The following is a 15,411-nucleotide window of genomic DNA, read 5'->3' as shown; positions in this document are numbered from 1 at the left end:
CGCCTAGGCGAGGTCGATCCGGAACACCTCGAAGGCGGCCCCGTACCGGACGCCCAGCCGGGTGCCGGCCGGTCGGGCCAGCCCCTCGAGGAACTCCTCGGCGTCGAAACCGCCGTCGCCCAGCCCGCTCAGGTACGCCCCGTGCGCCCGCAGCGACGCCACGCCGCGGTCGAAGCTGGCCGTCACGTCGACCCCGTGCCGGGCCTGCGGGGAGCCGGCCGCCCAGACCTCACGGACCCGGGACCACGGCTCCACCCCGTCCGTGAGCTGCTCCGGGAAGATCCAGCGGTTGCCGGCGTCGCGGACGGCGTCCAGCGTGGCCCGGCCGCAGGCGATGTGGTCGGCCTGGTTCAACGCGTACGCCCCGTCCCAGGTGTCCCGGAAGTTGTTGGTGAGCACGATGTCCGGCCGGTGCCGGCGCACCACGGCGGCGATGGCGCGGCGCAGCGCCACGCCGTACTCCAGGAGCCCGTCGGGGAGGCCGAGGAACTCCACGGTGTCCACCCCGACCACGGCGGCGGAGGCCCGCTGCTCCTCCTCCCGCAGCACCCGGCTGCGCTCCGGGGGCATGGCGTCGATGCCCGCCTCGCCGCTGGTGAGCAGGCAGTAGACGACCTGCTTGCCCTGCCCGGTCCAGCGGGCCACCGCGGCGGCCGCGCCGAACTCCAGGTCGTCCGGGTGGGCCACCACGGCGAGCGCCCGCTGCCAGTCCTCGGCCAGCGGCGTCGACGGCTCCGGCTGCCCCACGGCCACCCCCTTCCCGTGTTTCCTTCCCGCCATCCTGGCACCGGACGCGCCCCACCGCGCGGCGACCTCGGCGGGGCCCGGCGAACCGTCCGTGCGGCGGGGTTCGGGCGTCTACGGTGTGGTTAGAGAAGATCAGGCGTGGGGTACCACCCGCTGCACACGGACCCCGACGACGGGGCGGCACACCGAGGGAGACCCATGGCACTCAACGACGACGACATGCAGACCACCGGCGGCGGCGGTGCCGAAGGCCCGGCCGACGGTGGCGCGACCCCGGGCCAGCAGGACGGCGGCGCCGACGGCGGCGCGGACCGCGGCGCGGAGCGCGGCCGGGACCAGGGTGCCGACACCGGCGCGGAGGGTCCGGCCGACGGCGGCGCGACCCCGGGCCAGCATGACGGTGGCGCGGACGGCAGCGCCGAGGGCCCGGCCGACGGTGGCGCGACCCCCGGTCAGCGCGACGGCGGCGCCGACGGCAGCGCCTGACGGATGGCCGTGACGCACCTCGACCCGCCGGGCGGCCGTGGCCGCCCGGCGGTTCTGTCTTCCGCGGCCGACGCCCTCGCGCGTTGCGTGGCCGTCGAGCCGGCCAAGTTCGCCGCCGACCACTGGGGGCGCAGCCCACTGCTGTCCCGGGCCGCCGAGCTGCCCAACCCGGCCGGCTTCACCGACCTGCTCAGCCCCGCCGACGCCGACGAGCTGCTCAGCCGCCGCGGCCTGCGTACCCCGTTCCTGCGGGTCGCCAAGGAGGGCCAGCTGGTGCCGGCGGCGCGCTTCACCGGCGGCGGCGGCGCGGGCGCCGAGATCGGCGACCAGGTCCTCGACGAGAAGATCCTCGGTCTGTACGCCGACGGCGCCACCCTGGTCCTCCAGGGCCTGCACCGCACCTGGCCGGCGGTGGTCGACTTCGCCCGCGACCTGGGCGCCGCGCTGGCCCAGCCGTTGCAGGTCAACGCCTACCTGACCCCGGCCGGCAACCAGGGTTTCGCCACCCACTACGACACCCACGACGTGTTCGTGCTCCAGGTGGACGGCCGCAAGCACTGGCGGATCCACCCGCCGGTGCTGCCCGACCCGCTGGAGAAGCAGCCGTGGGGCGGCCGGGCCGACGAGGTCTCCGCGGTCGCCGAGGGGCGGGCCGCGCTGGACGTGGTGCTCGAACCCGGCGACGCGCTCTACCTGCCGCGCGGCTGGCTGCACAGCGCCCAGGCGCAGGAGTGCAGCTCGCTGCACCTGACCGTGGGCATCCGGGCGCTGACCCGGTACGCCCTGGTCGAGGAGCTGCTGGGGCTCGCCGCCGAGGACGCCCGGCTGCGCGCCGGGCTGCCGTTCGGCCTCGACGTGGCCGAACCGGACGCCATCGAGCCGGAGCTGACCGAGACGGTCGAGGCGCTGCGCGACTGGCTGCTGCGGGCCGACCCGGCCGCGGTGGCCGCGCGGCTGCGCGACCGGGCCTGGCCGGCCGCCCGCCCGGCGCCGATCCGGCCCCTCGCCCAGGCCGCCGCCCTGGTCGCGCTCGACGCGGACAGCCGGGTCGCGCCCCGGGCCGGACTGCGCTGGCAGCTCACCCCGACGGGGGACGGGAAGGTGGCGCTGCGCCTCGTCGACCGCACCATCACCCTGCCCGGCACCTGCGAGCCGGCCCTGCGCGCGCTGCTCGCCGGCGAGGTGACCCGGGTCGGCGACCTGCCCGGCCTGGACGACGACGCCGACCGCCTGGTCCTGACCCGCCGCCTCCTGAAGGAAGCCGTCCTAACCCCCGCCTAACCCCCCGCCCCCCGCCTCCCACCCTTCCCGCCCCGTCGATCATGAAGTTGGCGGCGCGACACGCCGTCGGCGGCGCCGCCAACTTCATGATCGACGCCGAGCGTGCGGGGTGGGGGCAGGTGGTGGGGGTCAGCGGGTGGCGGTCAGGGTCAGCAGGAGGGCCGTGGTCGCCAGGCCGGCGGCCGCTACCAGCAGGATCGGGCGCGGGGTCAGCACGGCGTGGCGGCGGTCGGCGAGCAGCCGGGCCGGCGCCAGCCCGACCAGCGGGCCCAGCAGCGTCACCACCAGGGCCAGCACCGGCATGCCGACGGCCAGGTCCCCGCCGGAACCGGCACCCAGCGCCCGGGCGCCCTCGCCCAGGGCGTACGCCACCAGCGCGCCGCCGATGCCGCAGCCCACCAGCAGCGGATTCGCCGAGCCGGGCAGCTCGCCCGGCTGCCGGGTGCGGTCCAGCAGCTCGCGCACGCCGCGCAGCAGCGGTACCGGGTCGCCGGTGGCGTCCCGGGCCGGCCCGGGCGGGTCACCCAGCCGCCGGCCGCCGGCGCCGATCCGCTCCCGGAGCTGCCCCCACAGGTGGGCGGCCTCGGTGTCCACCCGCTCCACCATCCGCTGCGCCTCGGCCACCTCCGCCTCGGCCCGCCGCACCTGCGCGGCGGCGTCGGCCACCGCGCGGTCGGCGGCGGCGACCTGCTGCGCGTACCAGTCGTGCGCCTCGGCGCGCTGGGCGGCCACCCGGGCGGTCAGGTCGGCGAGGCGGCGGATGTGGGCGGCGTACGTCTCACTGGCAACGGGTTCGTTCATCGGGACGGACCATAAGGGATGATCACCTGTCCGGTGCGGTGCACCGCCCGGTCGAAGTAGAGGCCCCGCCACGGGCGGGGGTACCAGTCCGGGCCGCCGGTGCCCGGATAGAGCGAGGAGCCCAGCTCGGCGCCTTGCACGTCGAGCGCCACCCAGGCGCCGATCTGGTCGGTGCGCGCCGCCGGCCCGCCCAGGTCGACCCGCATCCGGGCCACGCCGCGCCACCAGGCCAGCACGTGGGTACGCCGCTCCGGCCCGTCGTGCAGGATCCGGCGCAGCTGCTCCAGCCCGGTCCGCGCGCCGGCCTTCCCCGCGAGCTGCCCGGCGGCCGCGTCCACCGCGTACAGCAGCAGGAAGTGCGGGGTGCTCGGGGTGCCCGGAGCGCCGAGCCCGTCGCCCACCTCGGCCATCAGCTCGGGCACCGTCTCCTCGTCGTACCAGGCGGCGTCGTCGGCCAGGTCCTCGTAGAGGGCGCGGGCGGCCGGGTCGGCGTCCGGGTCGAGGCAGGCGATGGAGAAGCGGGCGGTGCCGGGCCGGTACTGCCGGGCCAGGGAGCGGGCGGCGGCGTCGAGCACCGCGCACGCCTCGTCGACCCGGGTGCCGAGCACGGCCAGGTTCCGCCCGGGGGCCCGGGGCAGCCGCAGTGCCGCCGAGCGGGACTGCACGTCGATGATCTCGCCGAGCAGCGCCACCGGGCTGCGCGGCACCCCCTGCTCGGGGGCGGTGAGCGCCCGGTGGTCGGGCGCCTCGGTCAGCCTCGGGATCGCGTCGCCGTCGAAGAGGCGGGCCGGGGCGGCGTCCTGCGGGCGCATCCGCCACAGCCGGTGCTGGAGCTGGCTCCACGTCTCCCAGTCGCCGGCCGACGGGATCCGGGCCACCTCGTTCCCCTCGGCCAGGCCGGACTCGGCGTTGACCACGGCGTGGTGCCGGGGCAGCGACTGCGCGGCGTCGTTGCGTTCGGCCAGGATCCGCAGCGCCTTGGGCAGCGCGATGCGCAGGGTGAACTGGGCGACCAGGGCGGGCCGCCCCCACAGCGCCTCGATGCCGCGCACGTCCTGGGAGGCGAGGACCAGGTGGATGCCCTGCGAGCGGCCCCGCCGGGCCAGGTCCTCCAGCAGGTCGGCGGCCTCCCGGGCGACCACGTCCCGCCCGGCGAGCAGCGCCTGGAACTCGTCGACCACCGCCACGATGCGCGGCCAGTGCCCGGTCGGGTCCACGGCGCGCAGCTCGGCCAGCTTGGTGACCTCGTGCTTCTTCGCCGCGTCGGCCCGGCGGCGCAGCTCCTCGGCGAGGAAGCGCAGCAGCGCCAGCCCGAACTCCCGGTCGGTGTTCACGTTGATCCCGACCAGCCGCATGTGCGGCAGCCAGCTCGGGTCACGCCGGCCCTGGGCGAACCGGGCGAAGGACACCCCCTCCTTGAAGTCGAGCAGGTAGAACTCCAGCTCGGCGGGGGAGTAGCGGGCGGCGAGCGCGCCGATCCACGCGAAGATCAGGTTGGTCTTGCCGGTGCCGGACGGGCCGCCGATCAGCGCGTGCGGCGGGTAGTCGCCGAGGGTGAGCAGCACCGGCCTCCCGTGCGGGCCCTCGCCGATCGGCGCGGTCAGCCCGTGCGCCGAGTCCTCCCGCCAGTACTCGCCGGGCGGGGGGAGCAGGTCGGTGAAGGGCGCCGGCGGCGGACCGGCGTTGACCCGGGAGGCCACCTCGCGGCAGGTCTCGGTGACCAGCCCGGCCGGCGGCGGGGCGTCGAGCGCCACCGGCAGGCCGCCGATCCGGGCGTCGTCCGGGTCGACCACCACCTTGGTGACGGTCGGCCCGTCGGGCAGGTCGATCCCGCGGACGACCAGGTGCACGCCGCAGGCCGCCCCGGTGCGTACCACCCGGTCCAGTTGGCCGCGCTCGTGCCGGGACAGCTCGTCGCCGCCGAGCAGCACCGCCACCCGCCACGGCTCCGGGCGCCGGCCGGTCGCGGCGGCCAGCTCGCGCAGCGACGCGTACTCGCCGGCCAGCACGGTCTCGTTGATCCGGCGGATCTGCTCCACCAGGTCGTCGAGCAGCCGGCCCAGGCCGCCGGGGCCGACGAAGGTGAGCAGCCCGGCGGTGCCGAGCGGGGCGAACCCGGCCAGCCCGCCGCCCAGGTGCTCCGGGTCGTACCCGAAGAGCCGGACCGCGCCGGGGTCGGCCCGGCCGACCGAGCGCAGCAGCAGCGCGGGCACGACCGCGGCGACGCCCTCCCGGTCGCTGCCGGCCAGGTGCACGTGCCCGGCGTCGAGCAGCGGGACCAGCGCCGGGACCGGCTCGGCGCCGGGGATGCGGACCGTGCCGACCCGGACCGCGCCGGGTGGCTCGGCCCGGCCGGCGGGGGTGGCTCGCCAGTCGTCCCAGGGCGCGGACGCCGCCCCCGGCGCCTCCCGCCCGGCCGCGGCGGCGGCCCGGCGGGCCAGCTCGGCGATCCGGGCGGCGTGCCGGGCGTCGATCTCGGTGAGCCGGCGGTCCCGCTGCGCGCCCACCCGCTCGGGTACGGCGGCGGCGGCGCGGCGCACCCGGGCCAGCCGGTCCCGGCCGGCGGCCAGGTCGGCGTCGGCCGCGGCGAGCCGGTTGCGGGTGGCGCCCAGGGCCTCGGAGAGCATCCCCCGGACCCGCGTCACCAGTTGCGCGCGGACGTCAGCCACGGGACGGCTCCCGGTCGTCGGTGTCCTTCGGCAGGTCGCGGCCGAGCCGGTCGAGCAGCACCCCGGTGACCACCCCGGCCGTGACGGCCGGGTCGGCGGCGTGCGGCTGCTCCTGGTCGTCGGCGCGGCGCGGTGGCGGCATCCGGCAGACCCGGGTGAGCAGGGTGTCCAGCACCGGTGGGGGCAGGCCGGGCAGCAGGTCGCGGACCCGGCCGTCCAGCTCCCGGCGCAGCCGGCCCAGGTCGTCGGCGCGCGGCGGGTGGCCGAGCAGCTCGCCGGCCAGGCCGCGCAGCATCGGCGGGGCGATCGCCGCCAGCCCCAGCCCGGCGTCGGCGTGCGCCCGGCGCAGCTCCCGGTGCAGCCGGTCCCGGTCGCCGGCGCGGATCCCGGTCACCACCCGGCGCAGCAGCTCGCGGGAGTCCCCGACCCGCTCGTCCGGCTCGTCGGGTGCGCCCTCCCGGCCGCCGGTCAGCTCCGCCACCCGAACCGCCCACCAGCGGCGTACCGCCGGCTGCTCGTCGGGTTCCGGGGCGGCGCCCGCGGCCGGGGGCCCGCTCTCGCCGCGGGCCGCGTCGTGCCTCGGCCGGCGGTCCGTGGCCTTCGGCGCGGGCGCCCCGTCGGCGGCCAGCCCGATCGCGGCCAGGTACGCCGACAGCTGCTCCTGCGCCACCCGCAGCGCGTAGCCGGCGGTCTCGGCGTGCTCGGTCGCGGCGGACAGCTCCGGCACCCCCATGGGGTTGGCGGACTCCTGGCGCACCCAGCGCAGCCGCTCGGTGGCCTGGCCGAACTTCTCCAGCGCGGCGGCGAGCTGGGCCAGGGGCAGTTCCTCGGCGGCGGCGCGGACCTGCGCGCCGATGTCCTCGACGATGGACACGACCGGTCCTCAGAGGGTCGCGACGTAGAGCTGCGCCTGCTCGACCGCCACCAGCGTGGCGGCGAGACACTCCTCCAGCTCCTGGCTGGCCTGGGTCAGCGAGGCCTGGGCCGCCTCGACGGTCTCGTGGCCGCTGCCCTCCAGCGCGCCGGCGAGGGTCTGCTGCGCCTCGGCCAGCTTCTCCCCGGCCGCCTGCACCGCTGTCTGCCCGTCTCCTATCTGTTGGAGAGCGACATCGATGGCTGCCTTCAGCTCGGCGACGCTCGCCACGGGGGACCTCCTGGGGGCGGGGAGATCTCCATTACAACCCATCCCGAGGGGCGGGAGAACATCCACCCTCGCGGCGTTCCTGCCCGGCTGTCCGATTGTCGCTCTGACGTGCGGAAAGGCGCTCCATGGGGGTGCCGGGGGTCCCGCGGGCGCACCCTCGAGTCCCGTCGACGGGACGCGCCGGAGGCCGTCAGCGGGGCACCCGGCGCGGGCCGTACACCTCGGCGCCGAGCGCGCCCACCCGGGACCGCAGCTCCCGGTCGGCGGTGACCACCGCCCGCCGGCGGTCCGGGGCGGCCGTGACCAGCGCGACGATCGTGTCGTCGCCGGATCCGGGCGCGGAGACCACGGCGCACCCGGGCACCGCCGGGACGTCCCGGGCCGCGCCCTCCACCACGAGCACCACCTCCACCGGCGGTGGCAGCTCCGGCGGCAGGCCCGATTCGGCGACGGGCACCAGCGCGTCGCGCAGCCGGGCGGCGGCCCCGGCCCGGTCCCGCCACCAGCCGTCAGGGCGCGAGCCCACGACGTTCGCGCCGTCGACGATGAGCAGGGGCCGGGTCTCCATGCCCCCAGCGTGCCACCCGCCCGCGTTTGCCGCGCCGACCGCCGGGTAGCCACCGCCGACCGTGCCGCGCCATGTCGCGCCCCGGCGGCCGTGCCGACCGACTGCGGAGGACAGAGATGATGGGACCCGGTGACTTCGGCAACGACCCGTGGGACGAGTTCCTGGCCCGGTACTTCGGGCGGGGCGAGGGGGGACGCCGACCGGCGCATCGGGTCGACATCACCCGGCTCATGACCGCCGACGCGCGGGAGATGCTGGCCGACGCGGCCCGCCGCGCGGCCCAGAAACACAGCACCGACCTGGACACCGACCACCTGTTGTGGGCGGCGTTGCAGCGCGAGCCGCTGCGCGACCTGGTCCGCCGGGCCGGCGCCGACCCGGACGCGCTGGTCAACGCGCTCGGCGGGCGCGGTGACGGGGCGCCCCGCGGGGAGGTCCCGCCGAACCTGTCGCTCACCCCGGCCGCCAAGCGGGCGCTGCTCGACGCCCACCAGCTGTCCCGGGCCATGGGCGCCAACTACATCGGCCCCGAGCACATCCTCATGGCGCTCCCGCTCAACCCGGAGTCGCCGGCCGGCCGCATGCTCGCCGCCGGGCGGATCCAGCCCGAGGCGCTCCAGGCGGCCAGCGCCGAGCGCGGCCCGATGACCGGCCCGAAGCCGGACCGCGGCACGCCCACCCTCGACCAGTATGGCCAGGACCTCACCGACCTGGCCCGCATGGACCAGATCGACCCGGTGATCGGCCGGGCCGACGAGATCGAGCAGGCCGTGGAGATCCTGTCCCGGCGCACCAAGAACAACCCGGTGCTGATCGGTGAGGCCGGCGTCGGCAAGACCGCCATCGTGGAGGGGCTGGCCGAACGGATCTGCGACGGCGACGTCCCGCAGACGCTGCTCGGCAAGCGGGTCATCCAGCTCGACCTGGCCAGCCTGGTCGCCGGCACCCGCTACCGGGGCGACTTCGAGGAACGGCTCAAGAAGGTGATCGACGAGATCCGCGCCCACCGCGAGGAGCTGATCGTCTTCCTGGACGAGATCCACACCCTGGTCGGCGCGGGCGGAGCCGGCAGCGAGGGCGGCATGGACGCGTCCAACATGCTCAAGCCCGCCCTGGCCCGCGGCGAGCTGCGGGTGATCGGCGCGACCACGCTGGACGAGTACCGGCGCAGCATCGAGAAGGACGCCGCGCTGGCCCGCCGGTTCCAGCCGGTGCTGGTGCCCGAGCCGACCGTCGAGGACACCGTCGCCATCCTGCGCGGCCTGCGCGACCGGTACGAGGCGCACCACCAGGTCCGCTTCACCGACGAGGCGCTGGTCGCCGCCGCCGAACTCTCCGACCGGTACGTCACCGACCGCTACCTGCCGGACAAGGCCATCGACCTCATCGACCAGGCCGGCGCCCGCGTCCGGCTGCGCACCCGCACCCCCGCCGCCGACGTGCGCGACCTGGAGCAGCAGCTCGACGAGGTGCGCCGGGACAAGGAACAGGCCGTCTCCGACGAGCAGTACGAACGGGCCACCCAGCTACGGGACCGCACCGCCGAGCTGGAGGACCAGCTCCGGCGCGCCCGTGGCGACGAGGGCCCCAACCACGTGCCCGAGGTCGGGCCGAAGGAGATCGCCGAGGTGGTCTCCCGCGCCACCGGCATCCCGGTCAACCAGCTCACCGAGGAGGAACGGGACCGGCTGCTGCGGCTGGAGGGGCACCTGCACGAGAAGGTGGTCGGCCAGGACGAGGCGGTCAGCGCGGTGGCCGAGGCGGTGCGCCGCTCGCGTACCGGCCTGGCCGACCCGAACCGGCCGATGGGCAGCTTCCTCTTCCTCGGCCCCACCGGCGTCGGCAAGACCGAGCTGGGCCGGGCCCTCGCCGAGGCGCTGTTCGGCGAGGCCGACCGGATGGTCCGGGTCGACATGAGCGAGTTCCAGGAGCGGCACACGGTCAGCCGGCTGGTCGGCGCGCCCCCCGGCTACGTCGGCTACGAGGAGGCCGGCCAGCTCACCGAGGCGGTGCGGCGCCGCCCGTACGCGGTGGTGCTGCTCGACGAGATCGAGAAGGCCCACCCGGACGTGTTCAACATCCTGCTCCAGGTGCTCGACGACGGGCGGCTCACCGACAGCCAGGGGCGCACGGTCAACTTCAAGAACACCGTGCTGATCATGACGAGCAACCTCGGTTCGGAGCTGATCACCGGCACCCAGCGCACGGTCGGCTTCGGCGCCGGTGAGCCCGGCGAGCAGGAGGCCAACGACCTGCGCGAGCGACTCATGCGCCGCCTCCAGGAGAACTTCCGGCCCGAGTTCATCAACCGCATCGACGAGGTCATCATCTTCCAGCGGCTGGAGGCCGAGCAGCTCCGCCAGATCACCGGGCTGCTGCTGGAGGAGACCCGCCGCCGGCTGCACGCCCAGGACATCCGCGTCGAGTTCACCACCGCCGGCGTGGACTGGCTGGCCGAGCACGGCTACCAGCCCGAGTTCGGCGCCCGGCCGCTGCGCCGGGTCATCCAGCGCGAGGTCGACAACCGGCTCTCCCGGATGCTGCTGGAGAACCAGATCTCGCCCGGCCAGCAGATCACCGTCGACGCCCGGGACGGCCAGCTCGCCATCGACGTGGCCGCCGGCGACCGCGACTACACGGCCGCGACGACGTCCCATCCGCGATGAGGGAAGACGCCCCACACCCGACGGATCGGAGGGCGGACATGACCGAACCGGAGGAGAGCCGGGAGGACACCGAACGCAGCGAACCCATCGTGGCGCCGCCGACGGCCAACCCGGCCCGGGTCAAGGTGCCGCCGGAGGGCTTGAAGCAGCAGACCGACAAGGGCGAGGGCGACCCGACGCCGTCCGGGTCGCCGTCGGGAGAGGAGGCGTGATGGTACGCGAGGCGCGACTCGATCCGGAGGTCGAGGTGATCTGGGACGACTTCCACGCCGAGGTGAACGTCCCCTCCGAGCAGCTCCGGCAGTGGCTGCTCACCCGCGGATCCGGGGAGGAGGCGTTCGGCCCGAACCCGGACCTGGACCTGCCCGAACCGGGGCGGCGGATCCTCCAGGTGCTCACCAAGCGCAAGGTGGACCTGACCCCGGAGGACATCGAGGTGATGCGGGACGCCATCGAGCGGATCCGGGCGCTCAGCGCGGAGAAGCCGAGCCGGGGCAACGCCGACGACGAGTGGCGGCACTCCCTGCTCGACCTCGGCCACGACGTCCTCATCGAACGCTGACCGCGGCAGGGGCGGCACCCGGGAACGCGTCCCGGGTGCCGCCGCCGTCGGTCTACTCCGATTCCATGCTGGGCAGCATCAGCCCGGCGGCGTCCGCGGCGTCCTGCCGTTCGCCGCGGGCCCGCTCCTCCCGGCTGAGCAGGTTGGCGAACTCGGTGATGTCGGCCGGCTCCGGCACCTCCGGCAACCGGCGCAGGAACGCCTCCAGGTCGGCGGAGGCGGCGGTGTGCGCGGCGGCCGCCTGGCGCAGCAGCTCCCGCTCGTCGGCGGCGGGGTACAGATCAGTCATGTCGCCCAGATACCCGCGCTCAGGCGGTTCGCACCCCGCCCGGGGTGGTCGACTGCACGCCGAAGTCCGGGTGGGACAGCAACCAGGCCAGGTAGTCCGGGTGGTTCGCCAGCGCGTCGGTGTACGCCGCCACCGCCGCCTCCAGCACCGGCTCGGCGACCCGGGCCGCCGGGGCGTCCGGGTGCCAGCCGAGCAGCAGCCGCCAGCGCAGCGGCGCCCCGGCGAGCCGGCGGGTCACCAGGCCGGCCACCGGGCGGAAGGTGGCCTGGCACAGCGCCACGGCCTCGCCGGCGTCGACCAGGTCGAGGCAGCCCCGCACGTCCGCCTCGTAGACCTTGCGGGGGGTGAAGCCGGCGCGGGCGCAGGCGGCGGCGAAACAGTCGCCGAAGCAGCCGTCGCCGGGCGCGGCCACCCACTGCTCGCGGCGCAGGTCGACGAGGCGCACCTCGTCCCGATCGGCCATCGGGTGGGTCTGCGGCAGGAGCACGAAGACCGGGTCGACGGCCACCTCCCGCCAGCTCAGCCCGGACTCCGCCGACGGGGTGGCGTCGCCGCACACCCCGGTGAGCGCGAAGTCGAGCCGCCCGCCGGCCACCAGGTGGGCCAGCTCGTCCGCCGACCACGACGCGTACATGGTGATCTGCACGTCGGGGCGCTCGGCGGCGAGCCGGTGCACCAGCCGCCCGAGGATGGGGCTGTTCACCCCGCCGAACCGGTAGCGCCTCAGCGCGTCGCCCGCCCCGGCCAGCCGGGCCGCCTCGTCCTGCAGGCCCTTCATGGCCGGCAGCAGCACCCGGGCCCGGTCCAGCACCAGCTCACCCAGCGCGGTGGGCCGGGCGCCCCGGCGGTCCCGCTCGAACAGCGGCCCGCCCAGGGCCCGCTCGATGCGTTGGAGCTGGGCGGTCAGCGCCGGCTGGGCCAGGCCGAGCGTGGAGGCCGCCTTGGTGACGCTTCCCGTCTCCGCGATCGCGCACACCACCCGCAGGTGTCGCAGCTCCAGATTCATAACGTGACGGTAGGACCACCCAACGGCTGGGCGGAAGGGTCTTACGGCATCGGTATACCTGTATGGGACAGCCGTCAGACGTCGCGGGGACGCTCCAGGTCCGCGAGGCGGGTCCGCCGCCCGGAGACCACGTCGCGCACCTTGTCCAGCACACCCACGGCCGGCTCGACGATCTTGTTCCACGGTGGGGTGGCCGGGGTGCCCGGATGCGGCCGGGTCGGCGCGGCCTCCTCGGCGATCTCCCAGCGGTTGCCCAGCCGGATCAACTCGGCGTCGCTGGCCACCTCGCGCAGCGGCGTCACCAGCGCGGCGACCCGGCCGACGTGCCGGCGCACCCGGTCGGCGACATCGGCCACCGCCGGGTCGTCCGGGCCGGACAGTCCCTTCAGCGCGGTCAGCAGGGCGGCGTCCGCCTCGATCTCCCGGTCCACCAGCTCGGCGCTCTCCGGGACGGCGGCCCGGGCGGCCGGGAAGAGGTACTGCTCCTCGGCGGAGACGTGCCGGGACACCGCGGCCGTCAGCACGTCCAGCACCTCACGGCGGCGCGCCGGGTCCAGGCTCGCGTCGCCGGCCTGCTCGGCCAGCCCGAGCAGCATCCGGTGCTCCCGGTCCACGAGGTCGGCCAGGCTCCGCCCGCCCGGCCGGTACGCGTCGTCGGCGGTGGGTGGCAACGGCGGCAGGGGGACGGTCATGGTGCCCTCCGTGAGCTGGCGGCCACGGCCATCCGGGCTCGGCGCGTCGGGCGCCGCGGAACAGCCGATCGACGGGTGTGGTGGTCCGGCGGTACCCGCCCGCGCGATCCGCGAAACCGCGCCCCGACCGGGGGCGACCGGCCGGCCGGCCCTGCTGGTATGAAGAAGCGATGACGAGCGACCCCGCCTCCGCCCGACCGGACCCCACCGACGAGGTCGTGGACCTCTGCCGCGACCTGCTGCGCATCGACACCACCAACACCGGGGACAACGACACCAGCGTCGGGGAGCGCCGGGCCGCGGAGTACGTCGCCGAGAAGCTCGCCGAGGTCGGCGTCGACGTGGAACTCCACGAGTCCGCGCCGGGCCGGGCCAACCTGGTCGCCCGGATCCCCGGCACTGACCCGGGCCGGGACGCGCTGCTCGTGCACGGGCACCTCGACGTGGTGCCCGCCGACCCGGACGAGTGGTCGGTGCACCCGTTCTCCGGCGAGATCCGCGACGGCTACCTGTGGGGCCGCGGCGCCATCGACATGAAGGACTTCGACGCGATGGTCCTGGCCGTGGTCCGCGGCTGGCAGCGCGCCGGCGTCCGCCCGTCCCGCGACATCGTGCTCGCCTTCACCGCCGACGAGGAGGCCGGCAGCGACTACGGCGCGCACTTCCTCGCCCAGCGGCACCGCCACCTCTTCGACGGCTGCACCGAGGCGATCGGCGAGGTCGGCGGCTTCTCCTACGCGGTGGACGAGTCGCGGCGGCTCTACCTCATCGAGACCGCCGAGAAGGGCATCGACTGGCTGCGCCTGCACGCCAAGGGCCGCCCCGGCCACGGCTCGATGGTGCACGACGACAACGCCGTGACCGCGCTCGCCGAGGCGGTCGCCCGGATCGGGGCGTACCGCTTCCCGGTGGTCATGACCGACACCGTACGGGCGTTCCTCGCCGAGATCTCCGACGTCCTCGGCATCGAGATCGACCCGGACGACCCGGAGACCGCGATCGCCAAGCTCGGCCCGATCGCCAACATCATCGGCGCGACCATCCGCAACACCGCCAACCCGACCCGGCTGACCGCCGGCTACAAGGACAACGTCATCCCGGGCCGGGCCACCGCCACCATCGACTGCCGCAGCCTGCCCGGGCAGAGCGAGGTGCTGGAGCGGCAGCTGCGCGAGTTGGTCGGGCCGGACATCGCCATCGAGTACATCCAGCGCCAGCCGGCCCTGGAGACCACCTTCGACGGCGACCTGGTCGAGGCCATGTCCGCCGCGCTGCGCGCCGAGGACCCGGGCGCCCTGCCGGTGCCGTACATGCTCTCCGGCGGCACCGACGCCAAGGCGTTCTCCCAGCTCGGCATCCGCTGCTTCGGGTTCGCGCCGCTCCGGCTGCCCGCTGACCTCAATTTCTCCGGCCTGTTCCATGGCATCGACGAGCGGGTTCCACTGGACGGACTACAGTTCGGCGTGCGGGTTCTCGACCGCTTTCTCCGCAGCTGCTGACCGTGCCCGTCGCGCCGTCGGCGCGGAACCTCCCCCATCGCGAAGGGACTGCCTCACATGACCGACCAGCACGGTGAGCTGGACGCCGCCCTCGAGCGGGTGATCGACGCGGCCCGCGCCCACCTGGCCGCCGTCCGCGCCGCCCAGGGCCGGATCGACGACGACGCCGTCTGGCAGGCGTACGTCAATTTGAACAACGCGTCGTTCGCCTACGACGAGCAACTGCTCGACGCGTTCGGCGAGGTGACGCCGTGGGACGTCGAGTCGATCGACCCGGACGAGGCCGACGAGCGCTTCGGCGGTGCCGAGGGCGTCGAGGCGACCGACCCGCACCCGCGGGTGATCTCGGTGCGGCAGCGGCGGGACTACCGCGTCCCCAGCGTCTCCGCCCTCATCCGGGCGGCCGAGGCGGCCCGCCGCGAGGGCACCCCGGAGGAGGACGAGCCGGCCCCGGTCGAGGGTGTCGGCGAGGCGGTGCTGGAGCTGCTGCAGGCCGGCGACGGCTCGCTCTCCGCCCTCGACGTGCCCGAGCTGGAGCCGCTCGACGGCGTGGTCATGGTCAGCGAGGTCGGCACCCCGGTCGACCTGGAGTCGTTCGACGACGACGACCCGGTCGGCCCGTTCCAGCCGGCCGCCGACGACCGGCTGGTCGGCCGGCTCGACGAGCACCCGTTCCTGGAGCTCGACGAGGAGCACGACCACGCCCACTAGGCAACGACGCCCCCGGAGCCACCGCGCGGTGGCTCCGGGGACGGTCCTGCCCGGCAGCCGTCAGTAGGAGAGGCCCGGCTGCGGCTGGTTCACCCGGCGCCGGCGCAGCATGACCTGCCGCGTGCCGTCCCGGTAGAGCCGCACCCGGGCCAGCTCCCAGCCGGAGAACTCCGCCTGGATCGCCAGCTGCGCCGCGGCGGTCAACCGATCAACATTCGAGGGCAACCGGAGCGGCGCGTATTCGTAGTCCATGCCCTCTATGCTGCCCAGCTCGGCGGCCTCTCGCCACC

Annotated in this window: 17 protein-coding genes; 7 read left to right on the top strand and 10 right to left on the bottom strand. The window is 75.7% G+C overall.

The genetic code is table 11. The features are described from left to right. Positions 1-3: 3 nt before the first annotated feature. A complete protein-coding gene (locus RMN56_RS31605) occupies positions 4-747 on the bottom strand; it encodes a PIG-L deacetylase family protein (protein ID WP_313721522.1) in 744 nt (247 codons plus the stop codon). A gap of 198 nt (positions 748-945) precedes the next feature. Here RMN56_RS31605 and RMN56_RS31600 point away from each other — a divergent pair, with 198 nt between their 5' ends. Together RMN56_RS31600 and RMN56_RS31595 are read left to right on the top strand one after the other, a co-directional pair. Continuing rightward, entirely contained in the window at positions 946-1,233 is a 288-nt protein-coding gene (locus tag RMN56_RS31600; RefSeq protein WP_262285180.1) for a hypothetical protein, read from the top strand. Between the two features lie 9 nt (positions 1,234-1,242). Then, complete coding sequence (locus tag RMN56_RS31595) at positions 1,243-2,514, top strand: cupin domain-containing protein (protein WP_313724907.1); 1,272 nt, start codon at positions 1,243-1,245, stop codon at positions 2,512-2,514. Positions 2,515-2,643: 129 nt separating this feature from the next. On the opposite strand, the gene RMN56_RS31590 is transcribed toward RMN56_RS31595, so the two are convergent. The 5 genes from RMN56_RS31590 to RMN56_RS31570 all read right to left on the bottom strand — a co-directional run bounded on the left by RMN56_RS31590 (position 2,644) and on the right by RMN56_RS31570 (position 7,696). Further along, positions 2,644-3,315: a hypothetical protein gene (locus tag RMN56_RS31590; protein ID WP_313721521.1), complete on the bottom strand. Its 672-nt coding sequence runs from the start codon at positions 3,313-3,315 to the stop codon at positions 2,644-2,646. After that, positions 3,312-5,984: an FtsK/SpoIIIE domain-containing protein gene (locus tag RMN56_RS31585; RefSeq protein WP_313721520.1), complete on the bottom strand. Its 2,673-nt coding sequence runs from the start codon at positions 5,982-5,984 to the stop codon at positions 3,312-3,314. The genes RMN56_RS31590 and RMN56_RS31585 overlap by 4 nt, the downstream gene beginning before the upstream one ends. Next, on the bottom strand, positions 5,977-6,858 hold the full coding sequence (locus RMN56_RS31580) for a hypothetical protein (RefSeq protein ID WP_313721519.1): 882 nt from the start codon (positions 6,856-6,858) through the stop codon (positions 5,977-5,979). The genes RMN56_RS31585 and RMN56_RS31580 overlap by 8 nt, the downstream gene beginning before the upstream one ends. 9 nt (positions 6,859-6,867) lie before the next feature. Further along, positions 6,868-7,128 (bottom strand): hypothetical protein, encoded by a 261-nt coding sequence (locus RMN56_RS31575; protein WP_030504016.1) that lies wholly within the window; start codon positions 7,126-7,128, stop codon positions 6,868-6,870. Between the two features lie 190 nt (positions 7,129-7,318). Then, positions 7,319-7,696, bottom strand: a complete 378-nt coding sequence (locus RMN56_RS31570) for a hypothetical protein (RefSeq protein ID WP_313721518.1) — start codon at positions 7,694-7,696, stop codon at positions 7,319-7,321. Between the two features lie 116 nt (positions 7,697-7,812). Between RMN56_RS31570 and RMN56_RS31565 the strand changes: the two genes are divergently transcribed. The 3 genes from RMN56_RS31565 to RMN56_RS31555 are packed head-to-tail and all read left to right on the top strand — an operon-like array spanning position 7,813 to position 10,924. Continuing rightward, positions 7,813-10,362: an ATP-dependent Clp protease ATP-binding subunit gene (locus RMN56_RS31565; protein WP_313721517.1), complete on the top strand. Its 2,550-nt coding sequence runs from the start codon at positions 7,813-7,815 to the stop codon at positions 10,360-10,362. 38 nt (positions 10,363-10,400) lie between these two features. Further along, on the top strand, positions 10,401-10,574 hold the full coding sequence (locus RMN56_RS31560; protein ID WP_313721516.1) for a hypothetical protein: 174 nt from the start codon (positions 10,401-10,403) through the stop codon (positions 10,572-10,574). Further along, positions 10,574-10,924, top strand: a complete 351-nt coding sequence (locus tag RMN56_RS31555; RefSeq protein ID WP_151464370.1) for a DUF3140 domain-containing protein — start codon at positions 10,574-10,576, stop codon at positions 10,922-10,924. Before RMN56_RS31560 ends, RMN56_RS31555 begins: the two co-directional genes overlap by 1 nt. A gap of 52 nt (positions 10,925-10,976) precedes the next feature. Here RMN56_RS31555 and RMN56_RS31550 read toward each other — a convergent pair whose 3' ends face one another. The 3 genes from RMN56_RS31550 to RMN56_RS31540 form a co-directional block, all read right to left on the bottom strand. Then, positions 10,977-11,213 (bottom strand): hypothetical protein, encoded by a 237-nt coding sequence (locus RMN56_RS31550; RefSeq protein ID WP_313721515.1) that lies wholly within the window; start codon positions 11,211-11,213, stop codon positions 10,977-10,979. 19 nt (positions 11,214-11,232) lie between these two features. Then, positions 11,233-12,219 carry a LysR family transcriptional regulator gene (locus tag RMN56_RS31545; RefSeq protein WP_313721514.1) on the bottom strand — a complete coding sequence of 329 codons (987 nt, stop codon included), beginning with the start codon at positions 12,217-12,219 and terminating at the stop codon, positions 11,233-11,235. A gap of 74 nt (positions 12,220-12,293) precedes the next feature. Next, complete coding sequence (locus RMN56_RS31540) at positions 12,294-12,911, bottom strand: hemerythrin domain-containing protein (protein WP_313721513.1); 618 nt, start codon at positions 12,909-12,911, stop codon at positions 12,294-12,296. Between the two features lie 170 nt (positions 12,912-13,081). On the opposite strand from RMN56_RS31540, the gene RMN56_RS31535 reads away from it, so the two are divergent. Next, a complete protein-coding gene (locus tag RMN56_RS31535) occupies positions 13,082-14,410 on the top strand; it encodes a M20/M25/M40 family metallo-hydrolase (protein WP_313721512.1) in 1,329 nt (442 codons plus the stop codon). 57 nt (positions 14,411-14,467) lie between these two features. After that, positions 14,468-15,121 carry a hypothetical protein gene (locus RMN56_RS31530; RefSeq protein ID WP_313721511.1) on the top strand — a complete coding sequence of 218 codons (654 nt, stop codon included), beginning with the start codon at positions 14,468-14,470 and terminating at the stop codon, positions 15,119-15,121. Between the two features lie 60 nt (positions 15,122-15,181). Here RMN56_RS31530 and RMN56_RS31525 read toward each other — a convergent pair whose 3' ends face one another. Beyond that, on the bottom strand, positions 15,182-15,373 hold the full coding sequence (locus tag RMN56_RS31525; protein WP_091265978.1) for a DUF5703 family protein: 192 nt from the start codon (positions 15,371-15,373) through the stop codon (positions 15,182-15,184). Between the last annotated feature and the right edge of the window lie 38 nt (positions 15,374-15,411).

The organism is Micromonospora halotolerans, from assembly GCF_032108445.1.
GTDB classification, from domain to species: domain Bacteria; phylum Actinomycetota; class Actinomycetes; order Mycobacteriales; family Micromonosporaceae; genus Micromonospora; species Micromonospora halotolerans.
The sequence above is the reverse complement of the archived record's forward strand: the minus strand, read 5'-3'. Positions and strand labels throughout refer to the sequence as shown.

Excerpts from the sequence above, each read along its gene's own strand:
- RMN56_RS31570 (WP_313721518.1), bottom strand. The coding sequence starts at position 7,696 with ATGGAGACCCGGCCCCTGCTCATCGTCGACGGCGCGAACGTCGTGGGC.
- RMN56_RS31555 (WP_151464370.1), top strand. The coding sequence starts at position 10,574 with ATGGTACGCGAGGCGCGACTCGATCCGGAGGTCGAGGTGATCTGGGAC.
- RMN56_RS31545 (WP_313721514.1), bottom strand. The coding sequence starts at position 12,219 with ATGAATCTGGAGCTGCGACACCTGCGGGTGGTGTGCGCGATCGCGGAG.
- RMN56_RS31540 (WP_313721513.1), bottom strand. The coding sequence starts at position 12,911 with ATGACCGTCCCCCTGCCGCCGTTGCCACCCACCGCCGACGACGCGTAC.
- RMN56_RS31560 (WP_313721516.1), top strand. The coding sequence starts at position 10,401 with ATGACCGAACCGGAGGAGAGCCGGGAGGACACCGAACGCAGCGAACCC.
- RMN56_RS31525 (WP_091265978.1), bottom strand. The coding sequence starts at position 15,373 with ATGGACTACGAATACGCGCCGCTCCGGTTGCCCTCGAATGTTGATCGG.
- RMN56_RS31565 (WP_313721517.1), top strand. The coding sequence starts at position 7,813 with ATGATGGGACCCGGTGACTTCGGCAACGACCCGTGGGACGAGTTCCTG.
- RMN56_RS31535 (WP_313721512.1), top strand. The coding sequence starts at position 13,082 with ATGACGAGCGACCCCGCCTCCGCCCGACCGGACCCCACCGACGAGGTC.
- RMN56_RS31590 (WP_313721521.1), bottom strand. The coding sequence starts at position 3,315 with ATGAACGAACCCGTTGCCAGTGAGACGTACGCCGCCCACATCCGCCGC.
- RMN56_RS31550 (WP_313721515.1), bottom strand. The coding sequence starts at position 11,213 with ATGACTGATCTGTACCCCGCCGCCGACGAGCGGGAGCTGCTGCGCCAG.
- RMN56_RS31600 (WP_262285180.1), top strand. The coding sequence starts at position 946 with ATGGCACTCAACGACGACGACATGCAGACCACCGGCGGCGGCGGTGCC.
- RMN56_RS31530 (WP_313721511.1), top strand. The coding sequence starts at position 14,468 with ATGACCGACCAGCACGGTGAGCTGGACGCCGCCCTCGAGCGGGTGATC.